This is a genomic window from Polymorphospora rubra (assembly GCF_018324255.1).
GTDB classification, from domain to species: domain Bacteria; phylum Actinomycetota; class Actinomycetes; order Mycobacteriales; family Micromonosporaceae; genus Polymorphospora; species Polymorphospora rubra.
This window is the reverse complement of record NZ_AP023359.1, coordinates 678,542-694,974: the sequence shown is the minus strand read 5'-3', so window position 1 is coordinate 694,974 and position 16,433 is coordinate 678,542. Positions and strand designations below refer to the sequence as shown.

Sequence of the window (16,433 nt, the reverse complement as noted above, 5' to 3'; positions counted from 1 at the left end):
CGGACGGATCCGGTCAGCCGGCACGACGACGGCGGGAGGCCCGGTCGGACCTCCCGCCGTCGGTCAGGTGCGGGTCAGGACAGCGTGAACGGCACGGTCACCGTGGACTGCCGGCCCTGGGCGGCCGTCGCGTCGACGCGTACGGTCGTCGGCGCGTTGCCGATCGCGTTCCACAACTCCAGCCGTACGCAGCCGTTGTTCATCGCGGCGAACGATCCCGACGACGAGCGCAGCCCGGCCGCCTGGGTGTACGTCTCGGTGCCGGTCACCGGGTCGGTGGCGAAGTAGTGGTAGGTCTCCACGCGGCTGTAGTTGCCGGTGCCGGTGAAGTCGTACGACACCCGGGCCTGGATCCCGGCGCCGACCGCGGTGCCCGCGTCGACGTGCAGCGCGAACTGCGTCGACCCGGAGTGCGCACCGCGCAGCCCGCAGATGCGGTGGGTGACCTGGTTGTTCGGGGTGCCGTCCCAGTTGCCGTTGGCGGCCGGCAGCGTGACCGTGGTGGCTCCGCCGCCCGCGCTGGTCGACAGTGCCCCGGCGGAGCGTACGAACAGCTTGTTGGAGCCGACCGGCGGCGGGGTGGTCGGGGGCGGCGTGGTGGGTGGCGGCGTCGTCGGCGGGGGAGTGGTCGGCGGGTTGGTCGGGTTGACGCCGCCGTTGGCGTTGCCGCCGCTCCAGGTGAACGCCCCGGTGGTCGCGGTCTTGCCGGCGGCGACGGTCAGGGTGCGGCCGTCGGAGAAGGTGACCGTGATCGGGTTGCGGGTGATGTTCGACGCCACGTAGGTGCGGGCACCGTTCTTGGTGAACACCGCGTACAGCGGGTGGTTGGCGGTGACCGTGGTGTCGACGTTGCCGAGCGCGGCGAGGTTGCGGATCCAGTGGAACGTGTGGGCCCGGCTCTCGCCCTCCTCGACCGGATAGTTCGGGTTGGCCCGGAAGCTGGACAGGGCGGCGTCGCCGTTGCCGAGGGCCCGGAACGACCACAGGATGTCCTGCCACACCGTGGGCTGGCCGCCGTTGTTGCGGACGAGTTCGTCCCAGTTGGTGCCGATGTACGCCGGGCGGTAGCCCATGTAGAGCGAACCGCCGGTGATCGGCAGCATGTTGATGCCCTGGATCATCTCCGGCTCGGCGCTGAACCAGGTGGCGTACGCGCCGCCGTCGCCCCACACCATGCCGACCGTGGAGTGGCCGAATGCGGACGGGAAGTTCTGGTTGGCCGAGTCGAACCAGTACTCCTGGATCGCCTGCGCCTGGGTGGTGTAGATGTGCAGGCCGGCGTCGCGGATGGCGTTGTTGCCGGTGGCGACGCCCCACTGGATCAGGGCGTTGGCGAAGTTCATGCCCTCCGACGACGACTCCTGGTTGTTGCCGGCGAAGAACGCCCCGTGTCCGGAGGCCCAGTCGTGGCCGGCGTAGATGTCGAAGTCGCGCAGGAACGGGAACATCGCGTCGTTGCGGTCGGGGTTGTTGGCGTCGCGGATCAGCAGGTTGACCATGCCGCCGTACTGGGCCTGGCTGGCCCAGTTGGGGTCGAACTTGGCCAGGGTCGCCGCGGCGGCGATGTAGTAGCCGTAGTGGAAGTGGTGGTCGTTGAGCTCGGTGTCCGAGCCGTACGAGCCGGGGAAGCCGACCAGGGTGCCCCACGCCTGGTCGTAGGCGAAGAGCCGCTGCGTCTTGCCGGGGGAGGCGGTGAACCAGTCGTTGAGCCGGGTCCGGATCGCCGACAGCAGGTGGTCGCGCTGGGCCGTCCGGCCGAGCTGGTCGGCGATCTCGACGCCCCGGGCGGCGCGGCCGAGGGCCTTGCCGGTCCAGTAGGTGTCGTTGCCGAAGCCGGCGAACGGGTCGCCGGCGGCGAGCTGGTCGAGATAGCCGCCGAGGGTGGCCAGGTCGGCGCCGCTGCTGGTGGCGACGGCGGGCAGTTCCGGCAGTACGCCGTGGTACTTGATCGCGGTGGTGAACGACGACGCGCCGACCATGTTGCGCATCGGGCCGCGCGGCGAGACGTACGTCTGGGCGATCGTCGAGCCGCCCGACAGGTTCTTCCACTGGTGCGGGTACAGCGAGATCACGGTGCCGCCGCCGGAGCCCTCGCGGGCGGTGGTGGTGAACGTGTACGTCGCGTTGACGGTGCTGGTCGCCTGGTTGAAGTTCCACGCGACGCGGGTGCCGGTGACGTGCCGGTGCGCGTAGGTGGCGTACGTGTTGGCGAGGTTGGTGCGGTCGGTGGCCGAGGTGGACGGGGTGGTCGGCAGCAGGGCGACCGAGAAGTAGCCCCGGCCGGCGAGGTTGGACCGGATGGTGGTGCCGCTGACCGTCCAGGTCGAGCCGGTCGGGCCGTACGCGACGTAGTCGTGGCCGCGCATCGAGAAGCCGACCCGGTTGCCGCTGTTGGACCACACGGTCGGGGTGCCGGGGAAGCTGAGCTGGGCGTCGCCGCCGGTGACCTGGGCGTAGACGAACGGCAGGCCGTGCCCGATGGTCGCCTTGAGCGTGCGGGCGCCGTCCGACCAGTACGGCGTGACGGTCCAGTCGGTCCAGCCGTCGACCTTGGTGTCGGGGGAGTTCAGGCCGACGACGCCGAGGGTGAACTCGCGGGTGTACGGGTAGTGGTATTCGCCGACCCCGGTCGCGCTGCCGGAGATCGCCGCCTCGGTGGTGTAGGAGACGCCGAGCCCGCCGGACTCCGGCTGGAACGACATCGGGTGCGCGTGCAGCGGCCCGGAGTGCTGGCAGCTCCCGATCTGCTGCTTGAACAGCAGTGACGACCACCAGTCGTTGGTGGGTACGGCGCCGGCGGGGGCGTTGCCGGTGACGTACTGCCGCGGGTTGCTGGAGATGTTGCCGCAGGCGACCGGGGCGGGGGCGCCGGCGGGACGGCTGGTCGCGTAGCTGCCGGCCCCGATCGTCGCGGCGTCGGCGCTGCGCAGCATGGTGAACGACAGGCCGGTGGCGGCCAGGGTGACGGTGAGGGCGGCGGCGATGCCGCGCCATCGGGCGGCGGGGCGGCCGGCCCGGGCACGCGCGCCGCGGCGGTGGCCGCCGCCGGGCGCGTCGTGACGGACGGTCGGACTCATGGTGCCTCCGGAGGGTGGGACGCAACGGGATCGAATTTCGAACGCATTAACTGACCGTTGCATGGAGATGACCAGAGGGCAGGGTCGCCTGTCAATGTCCCAACGCGATGTTTAACGGATTTCTAAGCCGGACTTGGGGCTCGGTTGACACCGTCCGCCTGACCGGATATAACTCTGCCTCAGAGAGCGCTCTCACGGGTCTGTCGAAGGTCGCTGACCACTGGACTCCTCGTTGTCTACGGCGTTGGGCGGGAGGGCTGTAAGAGCGCTCTCTGCGACGGTGATGGTACGGTCGGTGGCGCTCTTGAAAGGGATGCCGGCGACCCTGGCGAAGCTTTGTCCGGGCCGCTGTTAATTGTTTTGCGGCGCCGCCTTCGTCGGGTGCTTAAAGGAGCCGGTCAGGCCGGCGGACCGAACGCCGTCGCGGCGCGTACGGCGACGTCGCGGATCCCGGTGAACCGCCGGGCCTGCGCCAGTCGCCCCATCAGGCCGGCGATCCGGGCCAGCCGCTGCGTCGGCCGGCGCCGCTCCCGGTCGTACGCCGCCAGGGCGGCCCGCACGTCGTCCGTCCCGGTCAGCCGGTCGGCGATCGTCACCCCGTCGATCAGTGCCTCGCACGCCCCGCGTCCCAGGTCCGGGGTCATGGCGTGCGCGGCGTCGCCGACGAGTGCGACGGTCCCCTCGACGTACGTCCGCAGTGGACGGTCAAGGTCGTAGAGGTCGTGCCGGAGCATCTCGTCCGGCGAGACCGTGTCGAGGACGCGGCGCACCCCCTCGTGCCACCCGGCGAACGTGTCCCGCAGCGCCGCCAGATCCCCCTGCGGGAAGCGGGTGCCCTCCGGGGTGAGCAGGGTCGCGTACCAGTTGGTCCGGCCGTCCTCGCGCGGCGTGGTGCCGAACCGCCGGCCCGGCCCCCACGTCTCGGTCAGCGCCTCCACGGCACCGTCGACCGTGCCGCGCCAGGCGGTCGCGCCCACGTAACGCGGTCGCGTCGCCGCCCCGAACACGGCGGTACGGATCCGGCTGAAGACGCCGTCGGCGACCACGACCACGTCGTGGCCGGCGCGCAGGGCCGCCAGGTCCAACCGGCCACCCCCGTTCGTCACCTCGGTGCCCAGCTCGACGATCCCGGCCGGCAGCGCGTCCGCGAGCAGGCCGACGAGTGCCGGGCGGGAGATCAGGTGGACGGTGTCACCGCTGCGCCGGACCATCGCGGCCGTGTCGAGGTCACCGATCCGGCTGCCGTCCGGGCGCCGGAGTGACCCGCCGCGCTGCGGGGCACCGATCTCGCGTACCCGTGCTCCGATCCCCAACGTGTCCAGTGCCCGCAGGGCCGGCGGCCACATGCCGAGCGCGGTGCCGGTCGCGGGCCGGTGGGACGACCGCTCGAAGACCCGTACCGCCCAGCCGGCGTGGTGCAGCCGGATGGCCGTGGCGAGCCCGCCGATTCCGCCGCCGATGATCGCCGCTGACCGTGTCATGCGTCCCCCTCGCTCATGCCGCCACCGTACTACGGATGTAGTTGTCGACACTACAGATGTAGTTGTTAGGGTGAGCACATGCCGAGCAGGCAGGACCAACTACTGGACGCCGCGATCTCGGTGCTGGGCACCGGCGGCCCGCGCAACCTCACCCACCGTGCCGTCGACGCTCAGGCCGGACTGCCGGCCGGCTCCGCCTCCAACCACTTCCGCACCCGCGAGGCGCTTCTCGCCGGCATCGTCACCCGGCTCGTCGAACTCGACCGGGTCGACTGGCAGGGACTCGCCGCCACCGTCCGGCCGCGCGACGTCGACGAACTGGCCGGCGCGCTCGCCGACTTCGTCCGGTACGCCACCGGACCGGGCCGGCACCGCACCCTCGCCCGGTACGCGCTCAGCCTCGAAGCCGCCGTACGGCCGGCGCTGCAGGCCGAGCTGCGGCGCGGCCAGAGCGTGATCGTCGGGTGGGGTGTGGTGTGGCTGCGCGCCCTCGGCTCGACCGACCCGGCGCGGGACACCCGACTGGTCATGGACCACCTGGACGGCGTCATGCTGCACGAGCTGTCGATGCCGGTCGCCGACTTCGACCCCCGGCCGGGCATCCGGGCCGTCCTCGCCGGCATCCTCGGCCGGTGACGTCGATGGCCGGGCCGCCCCGACGGGGCGGCCCGGCCATCGGCCCGCTGTGCGCTAGTACACCGACAGGTGTACGTGGTTTGTGTGGTCGCTGGACGGGTCGCCGCCGCCCTGGTAGGCCCGCCAGCCGCTGCCGGGCAACCAGATCTGCTTGAACCAGATCACGTACAGCACACCGAGCCGGCTGGCGTTGTTGACGTAGTACGCCGCCAGGTTGTTGCCGTACGTCCGGTCGCCGCCGGTCGCCACGCCCCCGAAGCCACCCTTCTGGGCGGCGAAGTCGCAGGCCCGCCCCTTCGGGTGCTCACCGGAGCCGCCGTTGCGGAAGCAGGAGACGTACCGGGTGTAGCCGGCCGCCTTCGCCTGGTTGAGCGCGTGCAGCGTGCGTGGCGTGATGCAGCCCGAGGTGGTCGGGTCCTTGATCGAGCAACTCTCGCTGGGCCACGAGCCGTTGGCGTTGCGTGGTGCCGGCTTCGCCGTCGCCGACCCCGACCCGGAGCCCGAGCCCTGCACGCCGGAGCTGGACTGGCCGCTGCCGGCCTCGGCCAGCGCCCGTTCGGCCTGCTTCTTGCGCTGCTCCATGGTGGCGAGCTGCTTCTTCTGCTCGCGGATCTCGTTGTCGATCGCCGCGCGGGCGCGGGTCTCCTGATCCTGCGTCTCCTGGAGCAGCCGCAGCTGCCGGTCCTCGCTGGCGGCGAGGTTGCCCAGCGCCGTGGTCCGGTCGAGGAAGCCCTCCGGTGAGCTGGTGTTCAGCAGGGCGGCGATCGGGCCGATGCGGCCGGTGCGGTAGGCCCGCGAGGCCAGCTCGCCGACCGCCTGCCCGCGTACGGTCAGCTCCTCGCCGATGGTCTTCAGTCGGGCGTCGAGTTCCTGCTGGCGCTTGGTGGAGTTGTCGAGCGCCGCCTTGGCGTCGACGTACCCCTTGGTGGCGGCGTCGAGCTGGTCGCGCAGCTTCTTGGTGCCGCCCTCGTCGATGTCGCCCGGCGCCAGTGCCTGCCGGGCCGGGACGCTGCCGACCGGCGCGGCGGTCGCCGGCGCCGCGCCGAACGCGACGGCGACAGCCAGCAGCGCGGCCAGGAGCCCTTTGTCTCTCAACCTCACGAACAGTCCTTCCGTCAGCCGCCGACCGGGTTAGCTGACGGGTTCGGGACGGAAGATCCCTACCGCTGTCGCGGATGCACCCCGAGTAACGATGGTTCCCCGGCTCGCCAAGGCGATTAGGCGACGGCCGCCGCAGGCGCCGAGGGGCGCCGCCCGGCGGAGGCCGCGGCCGAGCCTACCGGTAGCTGTCCCGGGGCTGGGGGACTGCTACCGCGGTGATCAACTGACATTTCGTGACATATTCGGGCGACTATCTCGGCCAGGTCACGAAACTTAAGTCACACCTAAGGTCACCAGTGGGCCGGACCGCAATCGCCCTTCGACGCTGCGGGTTCGACCTGCAACGTGGCGTGTTCGATGTGGAAGTCGTCGTGCAACGCGACCCGCGCCGCGGCCAGCACCTCGCCGACCTCCGCGGCCGGGTCGACGGTCAGGTGCGCCGACGCCACGTCCATGCCGGAGGTCAGCGTCCACACGTGCAGGTCGTGCACGTCCGACACCCCGGGTACGGCCGCCAGCCGCGCCTGCACCGCCGGAACGTCCAGGTGCTCCGGGGCGGCCTGGACCAGGATCCGCACCGCTGCCCGGGCCAGCTTCCAGGTGCGCGGCAGGATGAACAGGCCCACCGCGACCGCCACCACCGGATCGACCCAGTACCAGTCGGTCAGCGCGATCAACCCGGCCGCCACGATGACCCCGACCGAGCCGAACAGGTCGCCCAGCACCTCGAGGTAGGCCCCGCGTACGTTGATGCTCTCCTGTGCCCCGGCGCGCAGCAGCATGAACGCGACGATGTTGGCGATCAGCCCGAGTACGGCGACCAGCAGCATCGGCCCGGCCAGCACGTGCGGCGGGTCGTCGAACCGGCGTACCGCCTCGACCAGCACGTAGATCGCGACCCCGAAGAGCAGCACGGCGTTGGCCAGCGCGGCGAGCACCTCGAGCCGGTAGAGCCCGAAGGTCCGCTGCGGGTCGCCGACCGCGCGGCGGGCCGCCGAGATCGCGGCGAGCGCCATCCCGATCCCGAGTACGTCGGTGAACATGTGCCCGGCGTCGGAGAGCAGCGCCAGTGAGCCGGTGATCAGGGCGGCGACCGCCTCGACCACCATGAAGACGGCGATCAGGATGAAGGCGGCCCACAGCCGTCCCCGGTGCTTCTCGCCGGCCCGCTTCGCCTGCGCGCCGTGGTCGTGCCCGTGTCCCACGCGCTCCGCCCTCCGTCCGGTGGCCACCCCGGCGGCGACCCGATCCAATGTATGTTCACATCGCTATGTATGCAAACATTGCACTGGTAACCACTTCCGGTAACTGTCATCCTTGCGGAGGTGGGTTTACTGATCGCTATACTTTGCTTGTGGGGGAAGCCGAGTGGGAGATATACGTCGTCGACGAAGTGCGGGACTGGATCGAGGGATTGGATCAGGCGTCGTACGACCGAGTGGTGCAGGCACTTGATCTGCTTGCCGACGTTGGACCTGGTCTCGGCCGACCGCTGGTGGACACCATCCGCGGCTCACGTCTCGCCCAACTGAAGGAGTTACGGCCGGGAACCGTACGCATCCTGTTCGCTTTCGATCCCTGGCGCACAAGTATTCTCCTGGTCGCCGGCGACAAGGCGGGGCATTGGAACGCCTGGTATCGCGAAGCCATCCCGTTGGCTGAACACCGGTACGAGATCTACCTCAAAGAGCGAGCCGGTATGGATGGAGAACGGCATGACTAACTACACCCGATGGAAGGACATCCGCTCGGAGTACGTCGCCCGTGCCGGGGGCGAGGAGGCCGTGGAGGCCGGCAAGCAGGAACTGCTCAACGAGGTGCTGGGCTACCGGCTCGCCGAGATCCGCCGGGCACGAGGCCTCACCCAGCAGGAAGTCGCCGACCGGATGGGGGTTACCAAGGGCCGCGTCTCGCAGATTGAGCAGGGGAAGATCTCCGGCCAGGACGTACTTGTCCGGTTCGCTGCTGCGCTCGGTGGCCGCCTGCACCAGGCGATCTACTTCGACGACGGAGACATCTCCGCCATCGCCTGATCCTACGACCGCAGCTTCCGTCAGCCGTGGTCGGCCATGGCGGTGACGATCGGGGCGCGGGCCGCCCGCCGCGCCGGGAGCAGCGCCGCCAGCACCCCCGCACCGGCCGCCAACGCCACGAACAGCGCGAGCTGACCCACCGGCACCACCGGCAGGCCGTGGCCGTACGCGCTGATCAGGCCGATCGCCGCAGCCCAGCCGACGGCCACCCCGAGCAGCACGCCGGCCAGCGCCCCGACCGCCGCGACCAGCGCCGCCTCGGTCAGCAGCACCGCCCGTAGCTGCCGGCGGGACATGCCCAGCGCCCGCATCGTCGCCGACTCGCGGGCCCGTTCGAACACCGACAGCGACAGCGTGTTGCCGATGCCGAACAGGGCGATCAGCACCGACATGCCGAGCAGGGCGGCGAAGATCCCCAGCAGCTCGTCGAGGGACGCGGTCAGCCGGTCCGTCTGGTCGGCCTGGCTGGACACCTGCACCACCGGGTGGTCCCGCAGCACCGCGTCGATCGCCTGCCGCCCGACCGCCGTCGTCACCCCGGGGGCCAGGTCGACCAGCAGCTCGTCGGGATCGGTGTGGCCGTACACGGAATCGAACTGCTCGGCCGCGACGAGCGCGGCGCCCTCGGTCGGCGCGTCGTCGTAGACCGCGACCACGGTGAGCGGGCCGAGGGTGCCGAGCGGCACCGAATCGCCGACGGCGAGCGCCCGTGCGTCGGCGAGCCGACGGCTGACCGCGACGGTGCCCGGCCGCAGGCCGGCGATGCTGCCGTCGACGACCTCGGGCACGATCGGGCCGCGGAGCTGCTCCGCCGGTACGCTCCACACCCGCAGCCGGTCGCCGAGGAACTCGTGTCGCAGGCGCACCTCGGCCACGGTCGCGAACTCGGGCCGGGCGGCGAGGACGCCGGCGAGCTCCGGCGGCAACGGGCCGCGCCGGGCGTCCGGCGCGCCGTCGACCCGGGCGTTGCGCAGCACGAACTCGACCGGGAAGTTCTCCTCGAGTTCGCGGCCGGTCTGTTCGCGGGCGGTGGCCAGCAGCACGCTGAACATCGACATCAGCGCCACGCCGATCATCAGCGCCATCGTGGTAGCCGCGGCCCGGCGCGGGTTGCGGCGGGCACCGGCCACGGCGAGGCCCGGCACCGTACCGAAGATCCGGGCCGGCAGCCAGCCGACCGCCCGGACCGCGGCCGGCACCAGCAGGGGTGCGGCGACCACCGTGCCCAGGAAGGCGAGCATGCCGCCGCCGAGCACCAGCGGCAGGCCGGTGAACGCCAGGGTCAGGCCGGCCGCGCCGGCCAGCAGGCCGGTGCCGACCAGCGCCGCCGCGACGGCGATCCGCACGGTACGGCCCCGGCCCGCGGGGCTCTCGGCGAGCACGCTGTCGCGCAGGGCCGTCAGCGGGCTGACCCGGCCGGCGCCCAGGGCGGGTACGAGGGCGGAGGCCACCGCGACGAAGGTGCCGAAGCCCAGCGCCACCGCCACCGTCGGCCAGCGCACCACCGGGGCGTGCAGCGGGATGTCGGTGGCGACCAGTTCCCGGCCCCAGATCAGGCCGTACCCGACGAGCAGGCTCGCGACCAGGCCGCCGACCGAGGCCACCACGCCGAGCAGCAGGGCCTCCAGCAGTACCGAGCCGGTCACCTGCCGGCGGGTCGCGCCGACGCAGCGGAGCAGGGCGAGTTCGCGGGTGCGCTGGGCGGCCAGGATCGCGAACGTGTTGTAGATGACGAACCCGGACACGGTCAGCGACACCAGGCCGAAGCCGACCAGGACGGCGAGAAAGCCGTCGACGTACTTGGCGGCGTCGCGGGCCAGCCGGTCCCGCAACCGGTCGCCGGTGATCACCTCGTACCGGCCGTCGACGGCGGTCGCGATCCGGTCGCGCAGCACGGCCGGGTCGGTGCCCCGCTCGGCGGTCACCACGATCTGGGCGTACCGCTCGGTGCCGGTGAGCGTGGCCAGGTCGGCGCCGGTGAGCGCGACCACGGACGAGCCGCCGTAGAGCCGGTTCACACCGAGGTCGACCGCGCCGACCACGGTCAGCGGGTGCGGTTCGCCGGCCCGGTCGACCACGGTGATCACGTCGCCGAGGGCGTACCGGGCCCGGTCGAGGGTGCCCTGCTCGACCGCGACCTCGCCGGTCGTCGCCGGCAGCCGGCCGGCGGTGAGGTCGTACGGGGCGAGCGTGTCGACGGCGGGCAGCGACAGGGCGTACCCGACGTGCGAGCTGTTCATGAGCAGTCGGCCGTCCCGGTCGAGCATGCCGAGCCAGGTGGTGATCCGGCCGTCGACGGCGGCGACCCCGTCGAGCGCCCCGATCCGGGCCACCGTCGCGGTCTCGATCAGTTCGGCCGTGGGCGGCTCGACGACCACGTCGACGTTGCGGGCCGACCGGGCCAGGTCGTCGTAGAAGGCGGCCCGCGCGGTGTCACCGTAGACGAGGGTGCCGGCGAGGAAGCTGACCCCGACGACCACGGCGGCGGCGGTCAGCAGCAGCCGTACGGCGTGCGCCCGCAGGCCGGCCAGCGCCAGCCGCAGCAGCGGCCGGTTCACCGGGAGGCGACGGGTGGGAGAGGGCTCGGCACGCCGGTCAGTCTCCCGCCCGGACCGGCCGGAGACCATCCACCCTCCTGTCAAGATCCGGACAGCCGGCCGGCGTGCCGCTCGGCTCGCCGCAAGATCCGCGTGATCAGGGGCCGTGGCGGGCGGCGCACCGCCGACACGCGGGAATTACTCCCTGATCACGCGGATCTTGGGGGGTTGTTGATCACGTGGATCTGAGTCAGGCGTTGGGTGGCTCTGGACAGGGCCACGTAGAGGGTTCGCGCGCCGGCCTCGGACCTGATCTCGTCGGGGGCCAGCAGGAGCACGGCGTCGTACTCCATGCCCTTGGACTCCAGCCCGGTCACGACCTGGAGGCGGGGGGTGGTGGTCAGCAGCTCCGCGAGCCAGGTCGTCACCTCGGCGCGGCGGGGCGCCGGGGTGATCACGCCGACCGTGCCCTCGACCTCGGCCAGCAGCCGGGTCGTGGCGTCGTGGACGGCCGTGCGCAGCGCGGGCTCCGGCGCGGTCAGGGCGACCGGGGGTACGCCGGTCGAGCGGACCGCCTTCGGCAGCGGCAGGTCCGGCGACACCTCGCGGATCACGGCCGCGGCCTCGGCGAAGATCTCCGCCGGGTTGCGGTAGTTGGTGGACAGCGTGAACTCGTGCCGCCGCCGGCTGCCGAGCGCGCGGTCCCGGGCCCGGGCCAGCTCGGCCGGGTCGCCGGTCCAGGCGGTCTGCGCCGGGTCGCCGACGATCGTCCACGACGCCAGCCGACCGCGCCGGCCGAGCATCCGCCACTGCATCGGCGACACGTCCTGCGCCTCGTCGACGACCAGGTGGGCGTAGTCGCGGTAGTCCTCGGGGCGGTCGACCGCCGCCGCGCGGGCGGCGCGCTGCCGGTCGGCGTACGTCGTCACCTCGCGCACCCCGTCGCGTACGTGGTACGGATCCTGACCACGCCGCTTCGGCTGCGGCGGCCGGCCCATCAACTCGTCCAGTTCGTCGAGCAGCGCCACGTCGGCGATGGTCGGCCCGTCGGTGGCCAGTGTCCGGTAGGAGTCGGACAGCAGCCGGATCTCGGCGTTCGACAGGATTCCGGTCGCGTACCCGCGCAGCCGGGCCGGGTCGGCGAACCAGGCCAGCACGTGCCGGGGCAGCAGCCGGGGCCACCAGGCACGCAGGAACGAACGGAACTCCTCCCGTTCGGCGAGATCGTCCTCGAACTCGATCCGGGTGACCAGCTTTCCGGACCGGGCCTGCGGCCACAGCGCGTTGAACAGCCCGTCGATCCCGGCCCGGCGGACCTCGTTGCGGCGGGCCCGCGGGGCAGGGCCCGGTCCCAGATCCGGTCGAGTTGGGCCGCGTCCAACTGCAGCAGTTCGCCCCGGTATAGCAGCCGCAGTTCGGTCGGACGGTCGGGTACGCCGTCGCGGACCGCGCGTTCGAGCACCCGCCGCATCCGCAGGGAGCCCTTGACCGCGGCGACCGGTGTCGGGTCGGCCCGGGTGGCCGTCACGCCGACCACCAGCGAACCGAGCGAGCGCAGCGTGGCCGCGTCCTCGCCGAGCGACGGCAGCACCGAGCCGATGTAGTCGACGAACACCGCGGACGGGCCGACGACCAGGATGCCGCCGCCGGCGTACCGGCTGCGGTCGGAGTAGAGCAGGTAGGCGGCCCGGTGCAGGGCGACCGCGGTCTTGCCGGTGCCCGGACCGCCGGACACGACGGTGACGCCGGCGCCGGGGGAGCGGATCGCCTCGTCCTGCTCGCGCTGGATGGTGGCGACGATGTCGCGCATGCCGGTGCCCTTGGCCCGGGCCAGCGTCGCCAGCAGCGCCCCGTCGCCGACGACCCGCATGTCCGGCGGGGCGGCCTGCGGATCGAGCAGGTCGTCCTCGACCCCGGTGACCCGCTCGCCGCTGGACTGGATCATGCGCCGGCGGACCACGCCCCGCGGATCGGCGGGGGTCGCCTGGTAGAACGCCGCCGCCGCCGGCGCCCGCCAGTCGATCAGCAGCGGCTCGCCGTTCTCGCCCCGGATGCCGAGCCGGCCAACGTGCAGCACGGTGCCGGCCCGCAGGTCGAGCCGGCCGAAGACGAGCCCCTCGTGCTCGGCGTCCAGCACGTGCCGGCGCCGGGCGGCGTGGAAGACCATCGCGTCGCGTTCGACGAGGGCGCCGAAGTTGCCCACCCCGGCCAGCCGGTAGCCCTCCTTCTCGGCCCGCGCGGCCGAGGCCCGCAGCTGGGTCAACCGCGCGTAGACGCGGTCGACGTGGCGCTGCTCGGTGGCGATCTCCTGCTGGACGGTGCTGGCGTCGGTCAACGTGTGGGCTCCGGGCGTCGGTCGGTGGCGGCCCGACCAGGGTACGGGGCACCGACCCGGCGCGCGGCATCCCCGTACCCCGCCACCCGATCGCGCCGATCTTGCAGTTGTCGCCCGACAAAACCGGGCGAAAGGGGGAGACAACTGCAAGATCGCGGAGATCAGGCGGTGAGGGCGAGCCGGGACTTCAGGGCGCGGGTCGTGACCGTCAGCAGGGCGGTGTTGACCTCGTCGGGACGTTCCAGCATCAGCATGTGACCGGCACCCGGGCAGAGCGTCAGTTCGGTGGTCGGCAGCGCGTCGGCGATCGACTCGGCGCACGGCGGCGGGGTGAGCCGGTCGAGGTCACCGACCAGCGCGGCGGCCGGCACGTCGCCCAGCGCCGCGAGGGTGTCCAGCCGGTACTGGGCGCCGATCGAGGGCCGCAACCCGCCGATGGCGCACATCCGGGCCCGCGACACCGCGGAACCCGCGAGCCGTACGTCGTCGTCGGTGCAGTCGGCACCGAAGAGCAGCCAGCGCAGTGACGGGCGCAGGGCCTGCATCAGCAGGTGCGGCGGCCGGCACGAGCCGCAGCGGGAAAGCACCTCGGCGCCGGCCGTCTCGGCGAGCCGGACCAGGCGGGCGAGGACCGCCGGCAGCCCGTACGCGGTGTGGGTGTGCCCCTCGGCGGTGGTGGAGACGAAGAGCAACCCGGCGATCCGGTCGGCGAACGCCTCCGGGTGACGGTGGGCGTACTCCATGATCGTCATTCCGCCCATCGAGTGGCCGGCGAGCACCACCGGCCCGGTCGGGGCGACCCGCTCCAGCAGTGCGGCCAGGTCGTCGCCGAGCTGGGCCAGGGTGGCCGACGACAGCGACGCCGACCCCGAGCGGCCGTGCCCCCGCGCGTCGTACGTCACCGTCCGCACCCGGTCCCCGAGCGCCTCGCGCAGCGCGGCCCGCTGCCGGTGCCAGATGCGCCCGTCGAGGGTCCAGCCGTGCAGCAGTACGACGGTCAGCGGCGCGTCCGGTGGTCCGATCGACTCGACATGGGCGGGTACGCCGTCGGAGAACTCGGCCGGGACGACGGTGACCGTGGGTTCGGTGACCGCGCTGGGCATGGACCGGACCACCTCCCGATCGATCGGTGGCTACCCGCTACCGGTGGGTAACCATGATGCCCAGAACGCGGGTGGCCTGTCGTGGTTACGGGATGTTCGTCACTGTCGTGCCTCCCGGCTGGGGTCCCAGATCCTTACCCGGCATCCCAACTGATGAATCGTTCCGGTGACAATCGTCGCAATCCAGTTCCCGACCGGCCGGTAGCGAATCAAGCTGACTGGGTGTCGTCGCCGATGAGCACCGAGAACGCCCCAGCCCCACGCCGTACGGCCGGGCCGATGGAGGCATTGAGTGACCTGCTGGCCGGAAACCGTCGCTTCGTCGGCGGCCGGCCCCGCCACGGCCACCACGTGTCGGCCGCCGCCGCTGCCGCGTCGGGCGACCAGCAGCCGTCCGCCGTCGTGATCGGCTGCATCGACTCGCGGGTGCCGCTGGAAGCGATCTTCGACCAGACCTTCGGCTCGATCTGCGTGGTGCGGTCCGGGGCGCACGTGCTCGACCTGGCCGTACGCGGCTCGGTCGAGTTCGCGCTCGGCCAACTGCGGGTGCCGCTGGTGGTCGTACTCGGGCACGAGCGCTGCGGGGCCGTGGGCCTGACCATCGAGGCGCTGCGGGCCGGGCAGCGCCCGGACGGCGCGATGGCCTACCTGTTCGACCAGATCGCCCCGGCCGTCCTCGACGTCGGGCTGGACGCCGAGGACCTCCAGTCCAGGGCCGTACGCCGGCACGTCGAGCGCACGGTGGAGCAGTTGGGCACGTTCGCCGTCCCGGGGCAGGTCGACATCGTCGGCGCCGTCTACGACCTGGACAGCGGCAAGGTAGCGCTGCTCGACTGAGGCCGCCCGGCCGCGGGCCGCCGACCGACGAAAAAGCGCCCCGCCGTCGGCGGGGCGCTTTTTCGTGTCTGGAGCGGGGGACTCAGCCCTCGAACACGCCGGCGTCGACCAGGCGCTTCTCGGTGGCGTCCCAGCCGTCCTTGGGGAACGTGGCGGCGAGCGAGTTGATCTCGGCCCGGATCTTGGCGGCGTGGCCGGCACCGGCGAGCACCCGGATCTCCTCGACGAACGCGTCGGAGTCGGTACGCAGGTGGGCGGTCTTGCCGTTGGTCAGGTTACGCACGTAGGCGTACTTGCCGCTGTTGAGCGGGATCAGGTACTTGAACTCGCCCAGCACGCTCAGGGCGCCACCCTGGCCGGCCTGGCCGGCGCGGACGGATGCGCGGGCGGTCTTTGAGGTGTTGCTCGCCACGGAGGTACTCCTTGCACGACATGCACGACATGGGAAAGGCACACCACTCTACCGCACCCGCCAACCGGCCCTCAGGCGCCGATCGGGATACCCGGACCTGCCGTCCGGCCTGTCCGCGGCGTCCGGTTAGCTATTTGGAGGGCCAGTTCTCCGTTTCTCTGGCGCACCATCCGTCACACCAGTCATCATGTGTGCAGCACCGACTGGTGATCGAGGTCGTAGGGGAAGACGCACCTCGCTCTCCGGGAGGTCACCGTGCCAACGCGTGGCGTCGTATACGTCCACTCGACCCCCCTCGCCGTGTGCCCACACGTCGAGTGGGCGATCGCGCGCGTCCTCACCGCGCCGGTCAAACTGCACTGGACGACCCAACCGGTCGATCCCTCCGCCAGACGGGCGGAGTGCAGTTGGACCGGACGGCCGGGGACGGGCGCAGAGTTGGCTGCTGCCCTCCGGCAGTGGCCGATGATCCGCTTCGAGATCACCGAGGAACCGAGCGCCGGGGTCGACGGCGAACGGTTCATGTACGTACCGGGCCGGGGCCTCTTCCGCGCCGCCATGGGCGCCGCGGGGGACACCCAGCTCGGCGAAGACCGGCTCCGGGCGATCATGGCGGCCGCCCGGGCACCGGAAGCACTGGCGCACGCACTGGAGAAGGCGCTCGGCACGCCCTGGGACGCCGAACTGGAGCCCTACCGCTACGCGGGGGACGGGGCTCCGGTGACGCTGCTCACGCGGGTCGGCTGACCGCTTCCTCCCTGTCTCGACCGTGCCGGCCGGTCCGGCTGCCCGGGACGTCCCGTCCCGGGTGACCGGCCGGCCGGACCGGCCGGTCCCGGCACCCGCTGTCGATTTGCCGCATCCGGGCGCCGGCTGGTGGG

Annotated in this window: 12 protein-coding genes, 1 pseudogene and 1 riboswitch; of the genes and pseudogenes, 5 read left to right on the top strand and 8 right to left on the bottom strand. The window is 72.1% G+C overall.

All coding sequences use genetic code 11. The annotated features are described in order from the left end of the window. Positions 1-74: 74 nt before the first annotated feature. Both Prubr_RS03040 and Prubr_RS03035 read right to left on the bottom strand, forming a co-directional pair. Complete coding sequence (locus Prubr_RS03040) at positions 75-3,077, bottom strand: glycosyl hydrolase (RefSeq protein WP_212821414.1); 3,003 nt, start codon at positions 3,075-3,077, stop codon at positions 75-77. 398 nt (positions 3,078-3,475) lie between these two features. Continuing rightward, on the bottom strand, positions 3,476-4,558 hold the full coding sequence (locus Prubr_RS03035) for an FAD-dependent monooxygenase (RefSeq protein ID WP_212821412.1): 1,083 nt from the start codon (positions 4,556-4,558) through the stop codon (positions 3,476-3,478). A 78-nt stretch (positions 4,559-4,636) separates the two neighbouring features. Here Prubr_RS03035 and Prubr_RS03030 point away from each other — a divergent pair, with 78 nt between their 5' ends. Continuing rightward, complete coding sequence (locus Prubr_RS03030) at positions 4,637-5,194, top strand: TetR/AcrR family transcriptional regulator (RefSeq protein ID WP_212821403.1); 558 nt, start codon at positions 4,637-4,639, stop codon at positions 5,192-5,194. A 54-nt stretch (positions 5,195-5,248) separates the two neighbouring features. Here Prubr_RS03030 and Prubr_RS03025 read toward each other — a convergent pair whose 3' ends face one another. Both Prubr_RS03025 and Prubr_RS03020 read right to left on the bottom strand, forming a co-directional pair. Further along, the gene (locus tag Prubr_RS03025; protein ID WP_425517981.1) at positions 5,249-6,295 is read right to left on the bottom strand and encodes a coiled-coil domain-containing protein; all 1,047 of its coding nucleotides are present in this window, start codon (positions 6,293-6,295) and stop codon (positions 5,249-5,251) included. A 3-nt stretch (positions 6,296-6,298) separates the two neighbouring features. Then, a riboswitch (cyclic di-AMP (ydaO/yuaA leader) is annotated at positions 6,299-6,428 on the bottom strand. A 157-nt stretch (positions 6,429-6,585) separates the two neighbouring features. Beyond that, a complete protein-coding gene (locus tag Prubr_RS03020; protein WP_212821401.1) occupies positions 6,586-7,500 on the bottom strand; it encodes a cation diffusion facilitator family transporter in 915 nt (304 codons plus the stop codon). A 149-nt stretch (positions 7,501-7,649) separates the two neighbouring features. On the opposite strand from Prubr_RS03020, the gene Prubr_RS03015 reads away from it, so the two are divergent. After that, positions 7,650-8,018: a type II toxin-antitoxin system RelE/ParE family toxin gene (locus Prubr_RS03015; protein WP_212821399.1), complete on the top strand. Its 369-nt coding sequence runs from the start codon at positions 7,650-7,652 to the stop codon at positions 8,016-8,018. Next, positions 8,011-8,328: a helix-turn-helix domain-containing protein gene (locus Prubr_RS03010; protein WP_212821397.1), complete on the top strand. Its 318-nt coding sequence runs from the start codon at positions 8,011-8,013 to the stop codon at positions 8,326-8,328. Before Prubr_RS03015 ends, Prubr_RS03010 begins: the two co-directional genes overlap by 8 nt. A 20-nt stretch (positions 8,329-8,348) precedes the next feature. On the opposite strand, the gene Prubr_RS03005 is transcribed toward Prubr_RS03010, so the two are convergent. The 3 genes and pseudogenes from Prubr_RS03005 to Prubr_RS02995 all read right to left on the bottom strand — a co-directional run bounded on the left by Prubr_RS03005 (position 8,349) and on the right by Prubr_RS02995 (position 14,303). After that, entirely contained in the window at positions 8,349-10,886 is a 2,538-nt protein-coding gene (locus tag Prubr_RS03005) for an ABC transporter permease (protein ID WP_212821395.1), read from the bottom strand. A 188-nt stretch (positions 10,887-11,074) separates the two neighbouring features. Next, a pseudogene (locus Prubr_RS03000) lies at positions 11,075-13,200 on the bottom strand (HelD family protein). A gap of 161 nt (positions 13,201-13,361) precedes the next feature. Continuing rightward, positions 13,362-14,303, bottom strand: coding sequence for an alpha/beta fold hydrolase (locus Prubr_RS02995; protein ID WP_212821393.1), 942 nt, complete (start codon positions 14,301-14,303; stop codon positions 13,362-13,364). Between the two features lie 234 nt (positions 14,304-14,537). Here Prubr_RS02995 and Prubr_RS02990 point away from each other — a divergent pair, with 234 nt between their 5' ends. Next, the gene (locus Prubr_RS02990; protein WP_212821391.1) at positions 14,538-15,140 is read left to right on the top strand and encodes a carbonic anhydrase; all 603 of its coding nucleotides are present in this window, start codon (positions 14,538-14,540) and stop codon (positions 15,138-15,140) included. 82 nt (positions 15,141-15,222) lie between these two features. On the opposite strand, the gene Prubr_RS02985 is transcribed toward Prubr_RS02990, so the two are convergent. Beyond that, positions 15,223-15,552, bottom strand: coding sequence for a hypothetical protein (locus Prubr_RS02985; protein WP_212821389.1), 330 nt, complete (start codon positions 15,550-15,552; stop codon positions 15,223-15,225). Positions 15,553-15,807: 255 nt separating this feature from the next. On the opposite strand from Prubr_RS02985, the gene Prubr_RS02980 reads away from it, so the two are divergent. Next, positions 15,808-16,299 (top strand): DUF3145 domain-containing protein, encoded by a 492-nt coding sequence (locus tag Prubr_RS02980; protein WP_212821387.1) that lies wholly within the window; start codon positions 15,808-15,810, stop codon positions 16,297-16,299. Positions 16,300-16,433: the final 134 nt, after the last annotated feature.